Source organism: Egicoccus sp. AB-alg6-2 (genome assembly GCF_041821025.1).
Lineage (GTDB): Bacteria > Actinomycetota > Nitriliruptoria > Nitriliruptorales > Nitriliruptoraceae > Egicoccus.
On the sequence record NZ_JBGUAY010000005.1, the window covers coordinates 408,217 to 427,892 of the forward strand.

Annotated in this window: 24 protein-coding genes and 1 tRNA gene; 9 read left to right on the plus strand and 16 right to left on the minus strand. The window is 72.0% G+C overall.

The annotated features are described in order from the left end of the window. Positions 1 to 9: 9 nt before the first annotated feature. Positions 10 to 432: a hypothetical protein gene (locus ACERMF_RS11320; RefSeq protein ID WP_373669190.1), complete on the minus strand. Its 423-nt coding sequence runs from the start codon at positions 430 to 432 to the stop codon at positions 10 to 12. Positions 433 to 606: 174 nt separating this feature from the next. Between ACERMF_RS11320 and typA the strand changes: the two genes are divergently transcribed. Next, on the plus strand, positions 607 to 2,463 hold the full coding sequence (gene typA / locus ACERMF_RS11325) for a translational GTPase TypA (RefSeq protein WP_373669191.1): 1,857 nt from the start codon (positions 607 to 609) through the stop codon (positions 2,461 to 2,463). 8 nt (positions 2,464 to 2,471) lie between these two features. Here the strand turns inward: typA and ACERMF_RS11330 are convergent, their stop codons facing one another. After that, complete coding sequence (locus ACERMF_RS11330) at positions 2,472 to 3,158, minus strand: DUF1028 domain-containing protein (protein WP_373669192.1); 687 nt, start codon at positions 3,156 to 3,158, stop codon at positions 2,472 to 2,474. A gap of 129 nt (positions 3,159 to 3,287) precedes the next feature. On the opposite strand from ACERMF_RS11330, the gene ACERMF_RS11335 reads away from it, so the two are divergent. The 3 genes from ACERMF_RS11335 to ACERMF_RS11345 all read left to right on the plus strand — a co-directional run bounded on the left by ACERMF_RS11335 (position 3,288) and on the right by ACERMF_RS11345 (position 6,396). Continuing rightward, positions 3,288 to 4,211: a proline dehydrogenase family protein gene (locus ACERMF_RS11335; RefSeq protein ID WP_373669193.1), complete on the plus strand. Its 924-nt coding sequence runs from the start codon at positions 3,288 to 3,290 to the stop codon at positions 4,209 to 4,211. Further along, entirely contained in the window at positions 4,208 to 5,833 is a 1,626-nt protein-coding gene (pruA, locus tag ACERMF_RS11340) for an L-glutamate gamma-semialdehyde dehydrogenase (protein ID WP_373669194.1), read from the plus strand. The genes ACERMF_RS11335 and pruA overlap by 4 nt, the downstream gene beginning before the upstream one ends. Positions 5,834 to 5,958: 125 nt before the next feature. Further along, a complete protein-coding gene (locus ACERMF_RS11345; protein WP_373669195.1) occupies positions 5,959 to 6,396 on the plus strand; it encodes an SRPBCC domain-containing protein in 438 nt (145 codons plus the stop codon). 4 nt (positions 6,397 to 6,400) lie between these two features. Here the strand turns inward: ACERMF_RS11345 and ACERMF_RS11350 are convergent, their stop codons facing one another. The 8 genes from ACERMF_RS11350 to ACERMF_RS11385 form a co-directional block, all read right to left on the minus strand. Beyond that, positions 6,401 to 6,886, minus strand: a complete 486-nt coding sequence (locus ACERMF_RS11350) for a DUF456 domain-containing protein (RefSeq protein WP_373669196.1) — start codon at positions 6,884 to 6,886, stop codon at positions 6,401 to 6,403. 46 nt (positions 6,887 to 6,932) lie between these two features. After that, positions 6,933 to 7,006: transfer RNA gene (locus tag ACERMF_RS11355), tRNA-Ile, on the minus strand. A gap of 36 nt (positions 7,007 to 7,042) precedes the next feature. Beyond that, the gene (locus ACERMF_RS11360; RefSeq protein WP_373669197.1) at positions 7,043 to 7,693 is read right to left on the minus strand and encodes a hypothetical protein; all 651 of its coding nucleotides are present in this window, start codon (positions 7,691 to 7,693) and stop codon (positions 7,043 to 7,045) included. Between the two features lie 86 nt (positions 7,694 to 7,779). After that, a complete protein-coding gene (locus ACERMF_RS11365) occupies positions 7,780 to 9,432 on the minus strand; it encodes an LGFP repeat-containing protein (RefSeq protein WP_373669198.1) in 1,653 nt (550 codons plus the stop codon). Further along, positions 9,429 to 9,935, minus strand: coding sequence for a hypothetical protein (locus tag ACERMF_RS11370; RefSeq protein WP_373669199.1), 507 nt, complete (start codon positions 9,933 to 9,935; stop codon positions 9,429 to 9,431). The genes ACERMF_RS11365 and ACERMF_RS11370 overlap by 4 nt, the downstream gene beginning before the upstream one ends. Before the next feature lie 10 nt (positions 9,936 to 9,945). Further along, the gene (locus tag ACERMF_RS11375) at positions 9,946 to 10,569 is read right to left on the minus strand and encodes a hypothetical protein (protein ID WP_373669200.1); all 624 of its coding nucleotides are present in this window, start codon (positions 10,567 to 10,569) and stop codon (positions 9,946 to 9,948) included. A gap of 71 nt (positions 10,570 to 10,640) precedes the next feature. Continuing rightward, entirely contained in the window at positions 10,641 to 11,378 is a 738-nt protein-coding gene (locus tag ACERMF_RS11380; RefSeq protein WP_373669201.1) for a hypothetical protein, read from the minus strand. Next, on the minus strand, positions 11,375 to 11,983 hold the full coding sequence (locus ACERMF_RS11385) for a MauE/DoxX family redox-associated membrane protein (protein ID WP_373669202.1): 609 nt from the start codon (positions 11,981 to 11,983) through the stop codon (positions 11,375 to 11,377). The genes ACERMF_RS11380 and ACERMF_RS11385 overlap by 4 nt, the downstream gene beginning before the upstream one ends. Before the next feature lie 206 nt (positions 11,984 to 12,189). On the opposite strand from ACERMF_RS11385, the gene ACERMF_RS11390 reads away from it, so the two are divergent. Beyond that, positions 12,190 to 13,008, plus strand: a complete 819-nt coding sequence (locus ACERMF_RS11390; protein ID WP_373669203.1) for an EamA family transporter — start codon at positions 12,190 to 12,192, stop codon at positions 13,006 to 13,008. Positions 13,009 to 13,131: 123 nt separating this feature from the next. Here ACERMF_RS11390 and ACERMF_RS11395 read toward each other — a convergent pair whose 3' ends face one another. Beyond that, the gene (locus ACERMF_RS11395) at positions 13,132 to 13,311 is read right to left on the minus strand and encodes a hypothetical protein (RefSeq protein ID WP_373669204.1); all 180 of its coding nucleotides are present in this window, start codon (positions 13,309 to 13,311) and stop codon (positions 13,132 to 13,134) included. 288 nt (positions 13,312 to 13,599) lie between these two features. On the opposite strand from ACERMF_RS11395, the gene ACERMF_RS11400 reads away from it, so the two are divergent. From ACERMF_RS11400 to ACERMF_RS11410, 3 genes are all read left to right on the plus strand, one after another. Further along, complete coding sequence (locus tag ACERMF_RS11400) at positions 13,600 to 13,764, plus strand: hypothetical protein (RefSeq protein ID WP_373669205.1); 165 nt, start codon at positions 13,600 to 13,602, stop codon at positions 13,762 to 13,764. A gap of 20 nt (positions 13,765 to 13,784) precedes the next feature. Beyond that, complete coding sequence (locus ACERMF_RS11405) at positions 13,785 to 14,132, plus strand: hypothetical protein (RefSeq protein WP_373669206.1); 348 nt, start codon at positions 13,785 to 13,787, stop codon at positions 14,130 to 14,132. A gap of 93 nt (positions 14,133 to 14,225) precedes the next feature. Continuing rightward, complete coding sequence (locus tag ACERMF_RS11410; RefSeq protein WP_373669207.1) at positions 14,226 to 14,663, plus strand: VOC family protein; 438 nt, start codon at positions 14,226 to 14,228, stop codon at positions 14,661 to 14,663. 209 nt (positions 14,664 to 14,872) lie between these two features. Here the strand turns inward: ACERMF_RS11410 and ACERMF_RS11415 are convergent, their stop codons facing one another. The 4 genes from ACERMF_RS11415 to ACERMF_RS11430 form a co-directional block, all read right to left on the minus strand. Continuing rightward, positions 14,873 to 15,568 carry a DUF4386 domain-containing protein gene (locus tag ACERMF_RS11415; RefSeq protein WP_373669208.1) on the minus strand — a complete coding sequence of 232 codons (696 nt, stop codon included), beginning with the start codon at positions 15,566 to 15,568 and terminating at the stop codon, positions 14,873 to 14,875. A gap of 192 nt (positions 15,569 to 15,760) precedes the next feature. Beyond that, a complete protein-coding gene (locus tag ACERMF_RS11420; RefSeq protein ID WP_373669209.1) occupies positions 15,761 to 16,978 on the minus strand; it encodes an acyl-CoA dehydrogenase family protein in 1,218 nt (405 codons plus the stop codon). A gap of 59 nt (positions 16,979 to 17,037) precedes the next feature. Then, positions 17,038 to 17,313, minus strand: coding sequence for a hypothetical protein (locus ACERMF_RS11425; protein ID WP_373669210.1), 276 nt, complete (start codon positions 17,311 to 17,313; stop codon positions 17,038 to 17,040). A gap of 111 nt (positions 17,314 to 17,424) precedes the next feature. Further along, the gene (locus ACERMF_RS11430) at positions 17,425 to 18,042 is read right to left on the minus strand and encodes a transglycosylase family protein (protein ID WP_373669211.1); all 618 of its coding nucleotides are present in this window, start codon (positions 18,040 to 18,042) and stop codon (positions 17,425 to 17,427) included. A 336-nt stretch (positions 18,043 to 18,378) separates the two neighbouring features. Between ACERMF_RS11430 and ACERMF_RS11435 the strand changes: the two genes are divergently transcribed. After that, positions 18,379 to 19,353 carry a DMT family transporter gene (locus ACERMF_RS11435; protein ID WP_373669212.1) on the plus strand — a complete coding sequence of 325 codons (975 nt, stop codon included), beginning with the start codon at positions 18,379 to 18,381 and terminating at the stop codon, positions 19,351 to 19,353. On the opposite strand, the gene ACERMF_RS11440 is transcribed toward ACERMF_RS11435, so the two are convergent. After that, positions 19,350 to 19,667, minus strand: coding sequence for an MTH1187 family thiamine-binding protein (locus ACERMF_RS11440; RefSeq protein WP_373669213.1), 318 nt, complete (start codon positions 19,665 to 19,667; stop codon positions 19,350 to 19,352). The genes ACERMF_RS11435 and ACERMF_RS11440 overlap by 4 nt on opposite strands. Between the last annotated feature and the right edge of the window lie 9 nt (positions 19,668 to 19,676).

Consider the following 19,676-nt stretch of genomic DNA (forward strand, 5'->3'; position numbering starts at 1 on the left):
CCGGTCCCGCTACGCCAGGCCCGCCCGCACCCGGAGGAGTTGCGCGAAGCCGTTGGGGTCGGCGACGGTCACGGTCATACCGGGATGGGGCAGCCGGTCGCGGCCGGCCAGTGCACCGACCGGCTCGTGGAAACGGACGCACACTCCCGCCCGGGTGTTGGTCCCGAAGGTGACGCCGCGGTCGGCCAGCGAGAGGTGGGGGCCGACGACCCGGTGGGCGCGGTAGGGGCCGCCGACCGTGACGTCCGCGACGTTGTCGAGGGTGGTCGTCAACAGCCAGGGGCCGAACCGGGCCCGGAGCACGCCCTGCGGGCCGCGACCGACCACGACCTGTGCGGTGGAAGGCGTCACGCCCGCCAGCCGGAGCAACGGCTGGTAACGACGGTCGAACTCGAAGTCGAATGCCTGCAGGGCACCAGCGTGGTCGGCCATCACGGGCTCCTCGTCGCGTCGCTGCCGTGGGTACCGGCCGGCGTCGCTGCGCGTGGGCCGCTGCCTCGTCCGCCGGTCCGCCTCCTCAGACGCCGGTACGCTGGAACGTCCCCCTTCGCGCGTCCGTCCGGCGCCCGGGGCTCCACCCCTTCCTCGAACGCTCGGGTTCTCGCTGTGGCTGTCCGTTCCGACCTGCGCAACGTCGCAATCATCGCCCATGTCGACCATGGCAAGACCACGCTGGTCGACGCCATGCTGTGGCAGTCCGGCGCCTTCCGCGAGGGACAGGACGTCGGCGAACGCGTCATGGACTCCAACGACATCGAGCGCGAGCGCGGCATCACGATCCTCGCCAAGAACACCGCCATCTCGCTGCCGGGTATCAACGGCGCTCCGCCGACGATCGTCAACGTCGTCGACACGCCCGGCCACGCCGACTTCGGCGGCGAGGTCGAGCGCGCACTGACGATGGTCGACGGTGCCCTGCTGCTCGTCGACGCCTCCGAGGGCCCGCTCCCCCAGACCCGGTTCGTGCTGCGCAAGGCGCTGGCGAGCAAGCTGCCGGTCATCGTCGTGGTCAACAAGATCGACCGGCCCGACGCCCGCATCGACGAGGTCGTCGAGGAGACGCTCGACCTGCTCATCGACCTCGGTGCGGACGACGACCAGATCGACCTGCCCGTGCTGTACACCAACGCGAAGGACGGCACGGCGACGCTCGACCTCGACACACCCGGCACCGACCTGCTGCCGCTGTTCCAGACGATCCTGGACCACGTGCCCGCCCCCACCCACGACCCCGACCACCCCTTCCAGGCGTTGGTCACCAACCTCGACGCGTCGAAGTACGTCGGCCGGCTCGCGCTGTGCCGCATCCAGCACGGCACCGTCAAACGCGGCCAGACGGTGGCCTGGTGCCGCGCCGACGGCAGCGTCGAGAACGTCAAGCTCAGCGAGCTGTATCTCACCGACGCGCTCGACCGGGTGCCCGCCGACGAAGCCGGTCCCGGCGACCTGATCGCCGTCGCCGGCATCGCCGACGTCACCATCGGCGAGACGCTCACCGACCCGGGTGACCCCCGACCGCTGCCGGTCATCACCGTCGACGAGCCGAGCCTCGGCATGACCCTCGGGGTCAACACCTCGCCGTTGGCGGGCCGCAGCGGCAACAAGCTGACGGCCCGGCTGATCGAGAGCCGTCTGCAGCAGGAGCTGATCGGCAACGTGTCGCTGCGGGTGCTGCCGACCGAACGTCCCGACACCTGGGAGGTCCAGGGCCGCGGTGAGCTCCAGCTTGCGATCCTGGTCGAGAACATGCGCCGCGAGGGCTTCGAGCTCACCGTCGGCAAGCCCCAGGTCGTCACCAAGGAGATCGACGGCACCGTCCACGAGCCGTTCGAGCACCTGTCGATCGACGTGCCGGAGGACTACGTCGGCGTCGTGACCCAGCTGCTCGGACTGCGCAAGGGCCGCATGGAGCAGATGATCAACCATGCGACCGGCTGGGTCCGGCTCGAGTACCGCGTGCCCGCGCGTGGGCTGATCGGGTTCCGCACGGAGTTCCTCACCGAGACCCGCGGCACGGGCATCCTCCACCACGTCTTCGATGGCTACGAGCCGTGGCAGGGCGAGATCAAGACCCGGCCCAACGGTTCACTCGTCGCCGACCGGCAGGGGGCGACCACCCAGTTCGCGCTGCTCAACCTGCAGGAGCGCGGCCAGCTCTTCGTCGGTCCGGGCGTCGAGGTCTACGAGGGCATGATCGTCGGCGAGAACGCCCGCTCCGAGGACATGGACGTCAACCCCGCCAAGGAGAAGAAGCTCAGCAACGTGCGCTCCTCCACCGGCGACGAACTGGTCCGGCTCGCCCCGCCGCGGGCCCTGTCACTGGACCAGGCGCTCGAGTTCATCCGCGAGGACGAAGCGGTCGAGGTCACGCCCGAGCACGTCCGCCTGCGCAAGGTCGAGCTCGAGGCGACCATCCGTGGCCGGCAGGCGAAGCGGGCCAAGCACGGCGGCGCACCGGCCTGAACCGGGGGTCAGACGCTGCCCTCGCTTCCCTCGTAGTCGAAACCGCCCAGCGGGTCGTCCCGGGTCGGCAGCTGCAGGATCTCGGGCACGAGCTCCTCGGCGAACGTGTCGTGGCGCTCGTGGATCGCGCGCAGCGGATCGTCCGCGTCGTCGATGCGCAGGTCCCAGAGCGGATACAGCTCCGTGCCCATGACGACGACCGTCGCGGAGCGGTGCCCCATGGTGTCGCCACCGGCGTCCTCGCCCGCGTCCAGGGCGGCGAGCAGACGCTCGACCAGGGGTTGCCCCTCGCTGGACAAAAACGCCTCGACGGCCCGGTCGACCACCTCGGGTCCGGCGAGCCGGTTGCCCTGACAGGCGTAGTTCGGACCGGTGCGGTGCCCCTTCCAGTCCTCGGGCAACGACCCCGTGAAACTGCCCGCACGGCCCTTCGCGTCCACGAGGCCGAACTGTCGTCCTTCGCGTCCGGGATCGGCGGCGACGAGCCGCTCGACCGCCTCGTCGGCGGCCACGCCCTCGGCCAGGAGCTCCAAGCCGTCGAAGGCCAGGTACGGGTTCATCATCGCCTGCGACGCGGCCGCACCCGTCCGGGCCCGGGCATGCGCCACGAGTTTGCCGACACCGGGCATCGCGGTCATGGCGCCGACGCCGATGTGGCCGCTGTCGGGGTCGAGGGCGACGAGCGAGAAGGTCACGCGGGGTTCCTGTCCTGACGGGGAGAATCGGTCCGCCAAGGTGCCGTCCGAGCGGCGGTCCGGCGCCCCATCGACCCCGTCCTTCGTCGCGCTACCGTCCCCGGGGTGGAACGGCGGAGGAGCGCGAGCATGTTGCGATGGATGCTGCTGCGGGCGGCGGGCGACGAGCGCCTGGCGCGCTGGGCGGCGGCGAGTCCGACGGTGCGTCCGGTCGTCGACCGCTACATCGCCGGTGACACCCTGGGCGCCGGGCTGAAGGCTGCGCGCGGCCTCGCCGACGCCGGCATGGCGGTCACGCTCGACCACGTCGGCGAGTACATCACCGACGCGTCCCAGGCCGACGAGGCGGCACAGGTCTACCGCGAGGTGCTGTCGCAGGTCGCCGCCGAGGACCTGCCGGCCGGCATCAGCGTGAAGCCGACCCAGCTCGGCCTGTTGCTCGAGCGCGACCGCTGCGAGAAGTTGGTCGCCGACCTCGCGCAGCGCGCCGCGGACGCCGCCGTCCACGTCACCCTCGACATGGAGGACCACCCCGTCACCGAGGCGACGGTGGCGCTGGTGGAACAGGCCCATGCCGCCGGCGCGACCAATGTCGGTTGCGCCATCCAAGCGGCGCTGCACCGCACCCCCGACGACGTCCGGCGGCTGACCCGGCTCGGCGCCAGCATCCGCCTGTGCAAGGGCGCCTACGCCGAGCCCGTGCACGTCGCCTGGCAGCGTCGGGTGGAGGTCGACCGGGCCTACCTGGAAGCGGCACGCCACCTGCTCCGGGAAGCCGACTATCCGCGCTTCGCCACCCACGACCACCGTCTGGTCGCGGCCATCAAACGCGAGGCGGCCCACCTCGGGCGGCCCCGCGACAGCTACGAGTTCCAGATGTTGTTCGGTGTCCGTGCCGACATGCAGCGCGCACTGGTCGCCGATGGCTACCGGCTGTGCGTCTACGTTCCGTTCGGGACCGAGTGGTTCCCGTACTTCACCCGCCGGCTCGCAGAACGCCCGGCGAATCTGGCGTTCTTCCTGCGCGCCCTCACCAGTGGAGATCAGCGATGAGCGACGGCCGATTCCAGGTCCCCGAGCCCGTCAACGAGCCGATCAAGGGGTATGCCCCGGGCAGCCCCGAACGCGCGTCGATCGAGGCACGTCTGCGCGAGATGTCGGCCGAACGCATCGAGGCGCCCTGCGTGATCGGGGGTCGCGACGTCACGACGGGCGACACCTTCGTCGCCCGCTCCCCCCACCGCCACGACCTCGAGCTCGCCGACGTCCACGCCGCCGGCCGCGACCAGGTGCAGCAGGCCATCGACGCCGCCCTCGAGGCCAAGCACGACTGGTCCCGCACGCCGTTCGAGCACCGCTGCGCGGTGTTCCTGCGTGCGGCCGACCTCCTCGCCGGCTCGTGGCGTGACACGCTCAACGCCGCGACGATCCTGAACCAGTCCAAGTCGATCCAGCAGGCCGAGATCGACGCCGCCTGCGAACTGATCGACTTCCTCCGCTTCAACGTGGCCTTCGCCCAGCGGGTCTACGACGAGCAGCCGATGTCGGTGCCCGGCGAGTGGAACCGCACCGACCACCGGCCGCTCGAGGGCTTCGTGCTCGCGGTGACCCCGTTCAACTTCACGGCGATCGCCGGCAACCTGCCCACCGCCCCCGCACTCATGGGCAACACCGTGGTGTGGAAGCCCTCCGAGAAGCAGGCCCTGTCCGCGCACCACCTCATGCGCCTGCTGCAGGCTGCCGGTCTGCCAGACGGGGTCATCAACCTCGTCCACGGCGACGGCGCGCAGGCCGTCGACGTCGCCACCTCCTCGCCCCACCTCGGCGGGTTGCACTTCACCGGCTCCGCCGCCGTGCTCTCCGGACTGTTCCGGCGCGTCGGCGAGCGGATCGACACCTTCCGGGCCTACCCGCGCATCGTGGGCGAGTCCGGCGGCAAGGACTTCGTGCTCGCGCACCCCTCGGCGGCGGTCGAACCCCTGGTGGTCGCCCTCGGTCGCGGGGCGTTCGAGTACCAGGGGCAGAAGTGCTCCGCCGCCTCACGGGCGTACCTGCCCCGAAGCGTGTGGGAGGGCGTCCGTGACCCACTCGCCGACCTCGCCAGCTCGCTCACGATGGGTGACGTCGGCGAAGACCTGTCGACGTTCATGGGTGCGGTCATCGACGGCAACGCCTGGGCCAAGCACCGTGACGCCATCGAGCAGGCACAGGAGGCGGGCGCCGAGCTGCTCGTGGGCGGCAAGCCCGACGACGCCGACGGCTGGTTCGTTCCCCCGACCGTGCTGGTGACCGACGACCCGCGGTCGCGGACCATGACCGAGGAACTGTTCGGACCGATCCTGACCGTGCACGTCTACGACGACGGCGACTGGGACGGCATCCTCGACGAGGTGGACCAGGCGGCGCCCTATGCACTCACCGGCGCGGTGTTCGCCGAGGACCTGCGGGCCGTCGCGCAGGCCACCGACGCCCTGCGTGACGCCGCCGGCAACTTCTACGTCAACGACAAGCCCACCGGTTCGATCGTCGGCCGCCAGCCCTTCGGTGGTGCCCGCCGCTCGGGCACCAACGACAAGGCGGGGTCGGTGCTCAACCTGCAGCGCTGGGTCTCGCCGCGGGTCATCAAGGAGACCTGGGCCGCCCCGGTCGACCACCGCTATCCCCACCAGGGCTGAGCGGCAGCGGGCCATGGCCGGACGGCGGCGGAGGGTGGACCGTCCGGCCACGGCACCACCCGAACGACCGCACCCGGACCTGCCGTCGACACGTCACCTTGGCCGTCATCCACCCGGAGGTCATCGTGGCCGAAGTCGCCCGCATCATCCCGGCGTCGCGTGACGCGGTCTTCGCCGCGCTCGCCGAGCCGGACACCTACCCGCGCTGGGTCGTCGGCGCCCAGCGGATCCGTGCCGTCGAGGGGAACTGGCCGGCTCCCGGCGCGACCTTCCATCACGTCGTAGGCGCGTTCCCGCTGCGGCTGCGCGACTCGACCTCGGTGCTCGAGTGCGCCGAGGGACGGCTGCTGGTGCTCGAGGCCCGAGCCCGCCCGATGGGTCGTGCCCGCGTCGAGCTGCACCTCGAGGAGGTACCGGGGGGCACCCGGGTGCGCATGGTCGAGTTCCCGACCTCGGGACCGGCGAGATTCGCGCCCGATCTGGTACTCGCACCCTCGATCCGGCGGCGCAACCACGTCTCGCTGGAACGCCTCGAGGCGGTGGTGACGGGGAGCAGCGACTGACCCGTCAGCGGAGCACTGCGGCGATCGCCCACACCGCGATCATGACGATGCCGACGACCAGCTCGACGATCACGCCGATCCCGTAGGCCCGTGCCACGCCCGCCAGCGACCGCCAGGCGGGTTGCCAGTCCCCGAGGCGGTCGCGCTCGGCGACCAGCAGTCCGACGGCCGCCCCGAGCAGGAAGCCGACGATGGGGACGACGAAGAACCCGACGACGGCACCGACCGCCGCGGAAACCAGCGAGCGCATGGGCACCCCACCACGGCGGCCGTGACGGGCCGGCAGCCACACGGTGGCGGCCGTACCGACGGCGAACAGCACGCTGAGCACGCCCGCGACGGCCCAGCCGGCCGCGTCGGTGCCCGCCAGCAGCGTGCTGCCCACGGCCGCCCCCCACACCAGCAGCAGGCCGGGCAGGACGGGAACGACCACCCCGATCATGCCGACGAGCATCACCGCGAGGGCCAGCGCGGCCACGGACGGGTCCATGTGCGTCGTCTCCTGCTCCCCCGGGCGCCGGTCCGGCGACACCTCGTGGGCCGGGCGGGGCTCGAACCCGCGACCAAACGATTATGAGTCGTCTGCTCTGACCAGCTGAGCTACCGGCCCGCGAAGGACGCGAGGGTAGTCCCCGGTGCCAGCGGGTCAGGGCACCTCACCGAAGGGCGCGGTGGTCGCGGCCAGCGTCGCCTCGGCACGGGTCGCGGCTGGCGCGCCGTCGACGAAGACGGCGACGCGGTACTCCTCGGTGCTGCCCGACGGCAGGGTGGTGGCCCAGGTCACCGGCAGCGCCACGCTGCTGGTGCCGCTGGCGCCGGCCTGGCCGGTCAGGATCGACCACGAGGAGGGGCCCTGGCGGTCGTCACTCGCGCGGAAGACGAACGCCTCGACCTCGCACGGACACGAGCTCGCTCCCTGGTCGGTGAAGACGGTCACCGACCCCTGCAGGACGACGTAGCCGGAACCACCGCGCTCACCGGTGGCATCCACCGTCACAGTGACCGGGACGCCGCTGCCTGCGCTGAGCGTGGTGGTGCTGTGGTCGGCCGTCACCCGCGGCAGCCCGCGGGTGAGGAAGGTCGCCATCTGGCCGCGGTTGACGGCGTTGCCGGCGCAGTAGCGGTCGGTGGTGCAGCCCGCGGTGATCCCGGAACCGGCGAGTTCACCGATCGCGGCGTGGTGGGTGCTGTTGGCGGGCACGTCGGTGAACACGTGGCTGGCCGCGGCCGGGACGGCGACCGCGAGGATGGCGAGCGAGAGCACGAGCAGCAGGCTGCGGCGGCGGGTCGTCAGCATGGGGGAACGCCTTTCGCGGTCGGATTCGGTCGAGGCGACCGACGAGGTGGCGGGACGGCCCGAGCGGGAGGTGGAGGACGACGGATTCATGACAGCTCCGAGGCGCGTCGGGGCGTACGGGGAGCGGTTCCGTCCGGACCGCTGCCGTCGACCGCACGCGCCGGGCGCGGCGACCGGCGCGTCAGACGCTGCACGGCACCGTTGCGGTCGATGACGATCGCGCCGCCGACGAACGATGCCCGCTGCTGCCCGTTCGCGACGCGGACCACGTCGCTGGTGGGAAGCCCGAGCGCGCCGGCAGGACCGCCGGCCTCGTCGTAGGCGGCCAGGATCGGTCCGGACAGTACGCGGGCCCCGGTCCCTGGGCCGACGAAGATCGCCCCGCGTTCGAGGTCGAGGCGACGGCCGCCTCCGACCGCGCGTGGTCTGCCGGCCGGTCGACCGAGCGTGCCGCCAGGGCCGCCCTCCTCGAGGTAGCGGGCCGCGAGGTCGTCGCCGACGGCGACCAACCCGTCGCCGCCGGACGCGACCACGATGCCGCGTTCGAACCGCTGCAGGCGGACCCCACCGGAGCTTTCCTCCTCGGCGACGGGCAGCCCCACCGCGTCGGGCGATCCGGCCGCGGGTACCCGGGCGGCGGCGAGCACGTCGGCGGCCACCTGCACGACCGGTCCGCCCGCCGCCTGTGCCACCGTGACGTGCTCGAACGTGACGACCTGGCCGCCACCGGTGCGACTCGTGCCGGTCGGGTAGCCCCAGGCGCCGGTGGGCCCGCCGGCGGCACGGAACCGTTCGTCGATGGCGCCGAGCACCGGCTGGGGCGTGGCCGAGCGGGTACGGAGGTAGATCGTCCCGCCCTGGTAGCGGACGTGCAGGCCGGCGCCGTCGCCGACGGCCGTCACCTCGGTCAGCGGGTACGCCAACGCGGACGTGTCACCACCGAGTGAGCGATGGGTGGCATCGATCGCGCCGTAGACCGCGAGCGCACCGGTTGCCGAGCGGTAGAAGATCGAGCCGTTCTCGTACCGGCGGTACCGGCCTCCGGCGGCGCCGGCACGTTCGGGCGTGGTTGCGCGTCCGAGGATCGAGCCCGACTGCCCCAGGTCCTGGTAGCGGAGGTCGATGTGCGTGGCGTTGCTGCCGGGCAGACACGTCGAGTTGTGGCTCCGTGTGCGGTTGTCGACCCGCAACGTGCGGTTGCACGAGGCGTCCCACTCCCAGGGGGTCATGCAGGTGACGACGCGGCAGACCACCTCGGTGACGCCGGCGACCTGGGTGTTGCACTGCCCGTAGCGGAAGTTGTTGCAGCAGACCCGTCGCTGGTCGCAGGTGCCGTCGGCGCATCGGCACGAACACGACGCGGACGGGCTGCGGTTGCAGTCGATCACGTAGCGGGCGCGCCCCATGCAGTACGGGGAATCGTCGATCCGCCACCATCCCGCGGCGTACGAACCCGGTGGGCAGGTGTTGGCGCCGTTGTTGACCGTGCAGCAGAAGGCGGTCCAGCCGCTCGAGCACGACGCGCCGGTGCCACACACCTGCGCGTACGCGCTGCCGGGCTTGAGCGCGTAACGGATGGGGTCGACCGCCAGGGCGGAGCCGACGACCGCGACCCGGCCGAGGAAGCGCCGGCGCGAAAGGCCCCGACCGGCGAGGGCACGTCCGAGACGGTCGACGACCCGGACGCTGATGGGACCCGTGTCTTCCGGTGACGCCTGCGGCTCCGTTGCGATGGTCATCTCGTGACCTCCTCCGCCGCGACGGGATCGAGGCGGATCTGCGCCAGGACCTCCTCGACGCGGCGAACCTGTCGGTTGGCGTCGCGGCCGTCGCCGAGGACGACGTAGAGGCAGAAGGCACGACCGGCCTCGGTGAAGAAGTGCTGCCAGCCGGCCTGACCCGGCAGGGAGCGCTGCAGGGACCGGCCGCTGAACTGCCGCGGGTCGAGCCTGCGTGGCAGGCCGTTCGCGGCGAACAGCGGCGTGCCTGCCTCCTCCGCTCCGTACTCGAGCAGCGCGACAAAGCTGTCGTCCCCGGCCATCAGGTCGACGGCACCGGAGCCGAAGTCGCCGCGCTCCGCCGGCAGGGCGAACGTGCCGAGGTGGACCACGGGCGGTGCCTCGGCGACCGCGGCAGGCGCCAACTCGCCGTCGCCCGCCTCGGGAGGCACGCGTTCGCGCCGGATGGCGCCCTCCCAGCCGTCCGGTAGTTCGGCCCGGATGCCGTGTCCACGCAGGTGCATGACGTCCCTTTCAGATCACGGCGCCGGCGACCCCGACAGCGAGGACCGCAACCGAAGCGGCGAGGGCCCCGTCGGTGATGCGCTTGGCGAGTGACGATCGCGCGTCGAGGTGGCGGTGGTAGCGCTGCAGCGCGAGCGGCTCACGCAGCGGTGCAGTCGTCAGCAGGGGCAGCGCCCGCACCAGGCCGAAGGTCGCGCCCAGGGCCGCTCCCGCGGGGATCGACGCCGACGCGACGGCGAACAGCAGCAGCAGGTGGATCGCCGCGGTAGGGATCCGGGTGAGGACCGCCGCCCCGAGCTGGAACCCGAAGCCGGCGCCGTACACCCAGCCGCGGTAGTGGGTCAGCCACCGCTCGTCGACCTGCCGCTGCCAGCTCGGCAGGCGCAGCGGCGCCCGTCCGGCGTCGACGGCGATCGCCAGCAGCCCGGCCAGCGCGAGCCCGCCGAGCACCGCCTCGCGGGGCGGGACGAGCCCGGCCGCACCGAGCCCGCCGAGGAGTGCCCACCCGAGCGCCCCCGCTACGGCGAAGACGGCGCCACCACCGAGGACGGACGCGAGCAGGTAGGCGGCGACCGTGAGGTGCCACCGTTGGCCGCGCGAGGCCTCCCCGACCGGGGAGATGCTGGCGAGCATCGACATGCCTCAGGGGGACCAGGAGCTGCGCAGCGCGGCCACGGCGGCCAGCGTCATCCCGATCGCGAAGATCACGCGTTCGGCTCCACGTCGGCGGCGAACTCGTCGGCGCGGCGGTACAGGCTCGGGTCACCGGGAGCGATCCCCGCCGCCAGCAGGTGCCGGTCGGCATCGCGTTCACGGCGCGCGTCGGCGGCGGCCTTGTCCCGCCCCGATGACCCCTGCAGCAGCAGGCGCCGCACCGCCGGCCAGGTCGCCGCCGTGCCCTCGCCCCGAACGCGGCCCGTCGTGCCGTCGACGTGGACGACATAGGGGCTGCCGGGCACGTCGTGGGCGTCCCAGGTGGCGCTGCTCATCACCACGGTTGCGCCGGGCGGGGCCAGGCGTGCGATGGCGTCCCGGTCCTCGTCCGGTTCCTCCCTGGTCACGATGACGACGCGGGTGTCGGCGGGAACGTCCGGCGCCTCGAGCGCGGGCCAGTAGGGCCGGCAGCCGGTGCACGTCGAGGACAGAAACACCAGCACGGTGTCCTGGCGCACGCCCCGGATCCGCAGGGCGAGCACGTCACCCGTCGGACTGACGCCGACGACGTCCTCCGCGAGGCGTCCGTCGACAGGCGCGGCGGGCGCCGTCTCGAACGCCGTGACGCCCTCGGGCAGCCGGGCACCGAGGCCGGGCTGCTCGGGATCGACGCCCGCACCCAACTCGTGCAGCCGGCGCAGGATCTCGGCGTGGCTGCGCAGCAACCCGACGACGAGGACGAGTTGCGCGGTGACGACGATGCTCAGGACGATCACCACGACGTTCATCCGGTACCTCCATCGATCGCCGCGGTCGGGGACGTGCGCGGCGCCGGCAACGTGACGCGTCGGGTCGCCGCCCGCAGCGCCGGCAGGCGAGTGAACAGCTGCTGCAGCGTCGCGACCGCTACGACCAGGAGCAGCACCGCCAACGCGGTCGGCACGGGCCCGAGGCCGAGCTGCCACGCCGGCGCCGGGGCGCCGGCCCCGAGCGGCAGGGCGGTCGCTGCGGCGGCCACGGCGACCACCGTGTTCGACACGACGTGCGTCGGACCGGCCGGTGCCGAGGCGGCGCCGAAGCAGCCGCAGGCCGCACCGCGACGCTGCTGGCGGTACGCGACGAGCGCGAACCCGAGATAGGCGACCGCCAGGGCTGCCGACGGCCAACGACCGCCAACGCCCAGGACCGCCCCGGCCAGGATCAGCTCCCCGACACCGACGGCCCGCACCAGCAGCAGCGAGTGCGCCGAGCGCAAGCCCAGGGCATCTCGCGCCTCGACCGGATGCCGCAGCTTCGCGATTCCGGCGGGCACGAGCAGCCCCGCGCCGAGCAGCACCAGGACAAAGACACCATCCAGTGCGACCGGTGCCACTCCCCCGAGCTGTGCGAGCAATCGTCTTCCACCCAAGGGCCCGGGTCCGACCCGGGCGTCGCGCGACGCTAGGTCACCCCGGTGGAGCGCGACAACAACCCCGTGTCGGACGGCGAAGGACCGCGCGAGAAGCGCGCTAGTTTTCCCGCCCTTGTCGGTGGTCCGTCTCGGCGGGAACCATCCGGCGTCGCCGACGTTCGCCGGAGGTCCTCGACATCGGTCCCCTCTTGGCGCTCGGCTCGGCGCTCAGCTTCGGCCTCTCGGACTTCACCGGCGGCCTGGCCGCGCGCCGTGCCTCCGCGCTCACGGTCACCCTGCTGGCCCAGCTGACCGGCCTCCTGGTGCTGTTGCCCGCCCTGGCACTGCTGCCGGGCCGCCCGTCGCTGCCCGCGCTGACCCTTGGGGCCGGTGCCGGCCTGCTCGGCAGCCTCGGGTTGGTGCTGTACCTGCGCTGCATGGCGATCGGGCCGATGGGGCTGATCTCGCCCATCGCCGCGCTCGTGGGTGCCGCCGTACCGGTCGGCTGGGGCGTCGTCCTGGCGGGCGAGACCCTGCTGGCGCGCGACGTGACCGGGATTTTGGCGGGCCTGGTCGCCGTCGTCCTGGTCGCCTACCAGCCCGGCACGTCGCTGCTGGCCGCTGGGACGCGTGGTCCCCTGGTCGCCGCCTGCGCCGGTGTTGCCTTCGGGTTGTTCCTGGTGCTGCTCGACGCCACCCCGACCGACTCGGGTCTGTGGCCCCTCCTCGGTGCCCGACTGGCCGGCAGCAGTCTGCTGTTCGCCTGGCTCGCCACGTCACGCCGGCGTTGGCCCCAGGCATCGGCCCGGTGGCTGACGGTGGCGAGCGGCGCGACGGACCAGCTCGCCAACGTGCTGTTCCTCCTCGCGACGCGCACCGGCCTGCTGTCGCTGGCGTCGCTGCTCACCTCGCTGTATCCCGTCGTGGTCGTCGTCCTCGCCCGCCAGCTGCTGCACGAACGGCTCACCCGCCCGCAGAGCGTCGGCGTCCTGCTCGCACTGGCCGCAACTGCCCTCATCGTCCTCTGAACACGACGGATGTGGAGCGAGGTCGCCGAAGCGGCCGCGGGCCGTGGCGATACCGGCTCGATCGGTTCGCGCCACGCGCCGACGCGGACCCGGAGTGCCGTCCCGGACCGCGTGCCGAACCGGTCAGGCGCGGCCACTCCTTCCACGCTGCGCCACCCACAGGATCGCGGCGATCACCAAGAGCGCGATGCCGACCCACGTGAGGATCCAGGTGGGCGCGTCGATGTCGAACTGCGGAGCGAACGCGCCGATCAGGAAGCAGACGATCCCGACGAGCCCCAGGAGCATGGCATTGCGTGGCATGATCGATGCCTCCGTCAGCGCCCGGCAGGGGAGGGGGAGATCAGTTGCGCTCCCTCGTGCACCGGTTCGATGCTACGCCCGCGCCGGTGCGCTCGCCACGACTCACGGGCAGCAGGCGCTCCAGGCAGAGCCGCAGTGCGCAGCCCCGTCCGCGACCCGAACCCTCGCTGTTCCATGCTCGGTCGTCTCGCTCCCGTTGCCCCGCCCACCGAGTTCGCCGGCGAGACCGTCGTAGGGGCGTGGACGCCGTCGCCTCCTCCGGTCAGAGGCCGAGCAGAAAGCGCGGCAATGGATCGATCCGAACCCGACGCCGGCCGCCGAGATCGGACCCTGGTCCACCTGGCCTCCGCGATCAGCGGAGCACGACGGCCTGCGTGTGTCGTCCTGGTCGCCGTCGACGGCGTCGACGGGGCGGGCAAGACCGTGTTCGCCGACTTCTGCTCGAACCGCTGACCGCCCCGGGCGAGCGCTGGGTGGTGCGGCGCGTCTACGACGTCCACGCTGAGCATCCCGTCGAGGCGGTGACGGAGCCGGCGGCCGACGTGCAGGTGCTCGTCTTCGACGGCATCTTCCTTCACCGGCCCGAGCTTCGCGATCTGTGGGACCTCACGGTGTTTCTGGAGGTCGACTTCGAGGTGTCGATCCCCCGCGGCGCTGCCCGCGGGTACGGCGACCCTGACCCCACGGCGGCGTCCAACCAGCGCTACGTCGAGGGTCAGCGGCTGTACCTGGCAGCATGCCGGCCGCGCGAGCGAGCCACATGGGTGATCGACAACAACGTCCTCGCCGACGCCCGCATCACCGATGGGCCCAAGACGTGACGACGGGTGGATCGAGCGCCGCTGGGGAGAGCGCCGGGGTGCCTGGCCCCATCGCGCCGACGACCTAAGGTCGCGGTGTCGTCAGGAGGTCTCGTGGAGCAGCGGCTGAGTCTGGTGACCTTGGGCGTGGACGATCTCCGCCGCGCCCGCGAGTTCTACGAACACCTCGGGTGGCGCGGGCAGGAGGTCGAGGAGACGGTCTTCTTCCAGGCGGGCAGCATCGGAGTCGTGCTCTGGGGGCGCGACAAGCTCGCAGAGGATTGTGGCGTCGAGGTCGCTGCTCCTGGCGGCTTCGGGGGCATCGCGCTCGCGCACAACGTTCGTTCGCGTACCGACGTGGAGGCCGTGGTCGAGGCCGCCGCCCACGCCGGAGGCACGATCACCCGGCCGCCGGCCGACACCTCCTACGGCGGCTATGCCGGGTGCTTCACCGATCTCGACGGACACGTCTGGGAGATCGCCTACAACCCCGGGTTCCCGCTCGATGCTGACGGGGCCATCACCATCCCGGCCCTCGCCGTCGACGGCTGAACGTCTTCGCACAGCAGCTGGCGAGGTCGAGTGAAGCAGGCCCCCTGCGGCCACACGACGTGCCGGATCGGGCAACGATCGCCATGTCGCATGTCGCCGTCCGTGTCGCGCTTCTCCCGCACTTCTGCGCCGAAACCGCGACAGGGGCGGGGAGCCGCGACATCAGCCGCGAGACGGCAGCATGTTGGCGTCGGACACGCCTGAGCGGGTCAGACGGCGAGCGGGTCGAGCCGCTCGGGGGCCGAGGTGCGGACGCCCTTCACGAGCAGGTAGAGGACGAGCCAGAACTCCGCGATGGTGGGCGCGGTGAGCATCGTGTGCGCGAGCGCCGGCAGGTCGGGAGCGATGAAGCCAACGAGGGTGTCGACGATCCAGCTGCCGCCCGCGACGACGAGCAGCACACCGAGCGATCGCGGGAACAGTCCCGACCGATGGGCGAGATAGCCCAATGGAAGCAGCCACAGGCCGAAGAAGATGCCCGCGAGCGCGTACCCGTGCGCATGGAGGTCGAGCAGGAGCAGTACGAGGCCGTCGGAACCAGGCGCGCCGTAGGTGGGATCGGTCGCGACGAGCAGGGCGGCCTGGTGGAGCAGCAGGTTGATCAGGATCATTCCTGCACCCACGGCGACGAAGACCATCATGGCCCCGGCGGCGTGCCGGTCCACGTGACGCAACAGCAGGTGGAGCGTGACGCCGACGAACACGAAGATCGTGGCCATGGCGATGTCGGCGACAAGGGCGAGACGGAACACGGTCGGGTTGGCCGTGAGGTTCTGGACGGTGGCCACCGCGTCACCGTCGACGTGGATGCCGGCACGGACACCGAGGTGGGCCGCGGCGCCGAGGACGCACACGAGCAGGTACAGGGCGCCGGCGAGCCGGGCGAGGCGAGCGGGAGTGGCCATGGATCCTCCGTCTGAAAGGCAGTCCGGCCACGATGACGGAACGTCTGGCCGCCGGCGTCGGTCCGCAGGCTCGAAGAGGCCCAGCCACCCGAACGACGCTCGGCTCGTGCTTTCGGCTGATGCCGGTCCCACACGCCTTCGACGGCCGGCCACGCCGAGACGCGCACGAGTTCCCGCCGACCCGACGCCGCGTCAGCCCTGCGGCGGGTAGCGCTTGAGTTCGCGCCGCGCCAGCGCCATCTCGTGGACCTCGTCGGGCCCGTCCGCCATCCGCAGCGTGCGCGCGTGGGCCCACATCATGGCGAGTGGCGTGTCGTTGGAGAAGCCCGCACCGCCATGGGTCTGGATCGCCTTGTCGAGCACCCACTCGGCCATCGACGGCGCGACGATCTTGATCGCCGAGATCTCCATCCGTGCGCCCTTGTTGCCCACGGTGTCCATCAGGTGGGCGGCCTTGAGCGTGAGCAGCCGGGCCTGTTCGATCCGGACCCGCGCCTGGGCGATCCAGTGCTGGAACACCCCCTGTCGAGCGATGGGCGTGCCGAACGGCTCGCGGCCGATCGCCCGCTCGCACATCAGATCGAAGGCACGCTCGGCCATGCCGATCAGGCGCATGCAGTGGTGGATGCGCCCCGGACCGAGCCGCTCCTGCGCGATGCGGAACCCGTCGCCCTCCTGCCCGATGAGGTTGCTCGCCGGCACCCGGACGTCGACGAACTCGACCTCGGGGTGTCCGCCCTGCCCGTCGTAGTGCCCGAAGACCGGCAACTCGCGCACCACCCGCACCCCGGGCGTGTCCATCGGCACCAGGATCATCGACTGCTGCCGGTAGGGCTGCTCGTCGGGATCGGTGACACCCATGAAGATGCCGACCTTGCAGCGTGGGCTGGCCGCGCCGCTCGACCACCACTTGCGACCGTTGATGACGTACTCGTCGCCGTCGCGATCGATCCGCGACCGGATGTTGCGCGCATCCGACGAGGCCACCTCGGGTTCGGTCATGAAGAACGCGGACCGGATCTCGCCGGCCAACAGCGGCTCGAGCCACTGCTGCTGCTGCTGCGGGCTGCCGAAGAGGTGCAGCACCTCCATGTTGCCGGTGTCCGGAGCGCTGCAGTTGAGCGCCTCGGGCGCGATCACGGGCGAGCGACCGGTCCATTCGGCGAGATGGGCGTAGTCGAGATTGCTCAACCCGGCGCCGTGTCGCTCGTCCGGTAGGAACAGGTTCCACAGCCCCCGGCGTCTCGCTTCGGCCTTCAGTTCCTCGAGCACCTCGGGCTGGTGGTGGCGGTCGCCCGAGGTCGCGATCTCGTCGTGGAAGCGTTGCTCGTTGGGATAGACGTGCGTGTCGAGGAAGTCGAGCAGCTCGACGCGCAGACGTTCACCGTGCCCGCTCAGCCGCAGGTCCACAACCTGGCTCCCCTCGCCCGGATCCGCCGCCGGGCGCCCTGCCCGGCCGGCGCCGCACGTTAGTCGCCGACGCTGCGCAGGTGTCGGTCGGCGGCATCCTCACCGTGGCGCGGCACCCGACCCTGTTCGAACCCGGCGACGGCGGCGAACACGACCTCTTCGCCGCGACGCCGCAGGTCACCGGCGGCCGCAACGGCGCCCGACCTCGCCTTGCGCAGGGCCTCACGACGGAGCTCACGTCGGCGCTCGACGCCGTGCTCGGGGTCCTTGAGGTACATCCAACCGGCGCCGAGCGCCGCACCGGCGGAAAAGGTCATCATCGACCGCAGACGCACAACGGATTCCTCGATTCGGCTGTCCCCACGCTACTACCCGTGGCGCTGCGTCCACGACGACGGCCCGCCGTCATGGTGCGGCGGGCCGTGGTCGGTGACTCGGGCGAACGATCAGCGCAGGCCGAGCTGACGGCTGCAGGAGGGCCACGCCTGCCAGCCCTGGCGCTCGAGGAGGATCTCGGCGCGACGGATCTGCTCCGCCTTCGAGTTCTCGTGCGGGTAGCCGCTACCGCCGACCCACCGCCACGAGTCGATGGTGAACTGCAGGCCGCCGTAGAAGCTGTTGCCGGTGTTGATGCTCCAGTTGCCGCCCGACTCGCACTGTGCGAGGCGGTCCCAGACACTGACATCGACGCCGGAAGTGGCCGGAGCCGGCTCGTCGGGCGCCGGTTCGGGCTCCGGCTCGGGCTCGGGCTCGGGCGCCGGCGCGGGCTCAGGCTCGGGTTCCGGTTCGGGCTCAACGGCGACGAGCTCGGTACGGGCCTCGACCGCCTCCGTCAGCGCAGCGGTCAGGGGTACGTCGCCGGCCGGGCGTGGCTCGACGCGGTCGCTCGGGGTGACCGAAACGGTGCGCACGACGGCCGTGCGCTCGTCGGGCTCGTCGGATGACGCGTTCGCGTCGAGGGTGACGGCAGCCGTCGCGACAGCCACGAGGGCGCCAGCGACGGTGAAGCGTTGGATGACACGGCGGGGGGTGGCGGTCCGGGTCGTGCAGGCACGACGGGACATGCGAACTCCTGGAACGGGGGCAAGGGGGATGGCGGCGAGTGCGGTGCCTGCCCGGCTGGATGACGGGCGGCGGTGAGGGGTGGTGCCGCCGAACGGCTGGAACGGTGACCGGTGTGCGGGTGACCACCCCCACGGGACCCTGCCCATCCGGACACTGGACTCGCGCGGGAGGGCCGCACCCCGGTCGCTCGACCGGGGTGCAACCCGGTCGTGCGGTCAGGGGACGACGAGCGCGTACCGCTCGTGTCCACGGGCGCTTGCATCAGCGCGCACTCGGTATTCTGGCGTTTTCGTCCGGCTGACCGAACGGCAGCCCGAGCTCCCCGGGGCCCCGTCGTGGTCACACCTGGTCCGTCGTCGCCGGCGCGCAACCGTCTCCTCGCAACCTCGAGCGGGACCAACCTCGACGCGTTCGGCACCAGCGAGTGGGGGTTGCTCGCCGCCGTGGCGACGATCTGGGGCACCTCGTTCCTGTTCGTCGCCATCGGCCTGGAGGCGTTCGAGCCGGGGCTGATCACCCTTGCCCGCGTCGGCCTCGGCGCGGCCGCGCTCGCCCTGGTCCCCGCCGCCCGCAGGACCGCGATCGCGCGCGAGGACCTTCCGCGCGTTGCGCTGCTCGGGGTGATCTGGATGGGGATCCCGCTGCTGCTGTTCCCGGTGGCCCAGCAGTGGATCGACTCGTCGGTGGCGGGCATGGTCAACGGCGCGATGCCCCTCACGACGGCGATGTGGTCGGCGTTGCTGCTGCGGCGACTGCCGGGCCGCACCCAGGCCATCGGGCTGGTCGTGGGCTTCTTCGGGATCCTGGCGATCTCGCTGCCGGAGCTCCCGGTCGGCGCCACACGCACCGGCACGGCGGAGACCGCGCTCGGCACCGGTCTGGTCTTCGTCGCGATCGTGCTGTACGGGCTGTCGGCGAACCTCGCCGTACCGCTGCAACAGCGTTACGGCGCCCTGCCGGTGCTGCTTCGCGCGCAGCTGGCCGCGCTGGTGGTGATCGCCCCCTTCGGCGTCGCCGCGATCGGCCCCTCGCGTTGGGACCCGATGGCTGCGCTGGCGATGCTGCCGCTCGGGCTGCTCGGCACCGGGCTGGCCTTCGTGCTCATGGCCACCCTGGTCGGCCGCGTCGGTGGCCCGCGCGGGTCGGTGGCGGTCTACTTCGTGCCGGTCGTCGCCATCGCCGCGGGCATGCTCTTCCGCGCGGAGCAGGTCCATCCACTGGCGCTGCTCGGCACGCTGCTGGTCCTCGCGGGAGCGTGGATCACCTCGCGGCGCGAACCCCTTCCGCCCGCGCCGCTCGGACGCGGCTAGGCCGACTGGGGGCCACGGTCCTGCAACGCCTGCTCGACGCGCCGGGTCTTGTACGCCAGCGAGTGCTCGTGGCCCGCACCGGGATGGTGGTCGAGCTTCATCACCAACGAGACCCGTGGCGCGTAGCGCTCGCAGATGTCGATGCATTCCTTGAGCAGGGCCTGGATCTCGTCCCATTCACCCTCGACGTTGGTGAACATCGCGTTGGTCTCGTTGGGCAGACCACTGGCTCGGATGGCGGCGACACACTCGGCGACGGCATCGCCGACGTGGTTCTGCTCGCCGACGGGAGCGACGGAGAAGGCGACGATCACGGGATGACT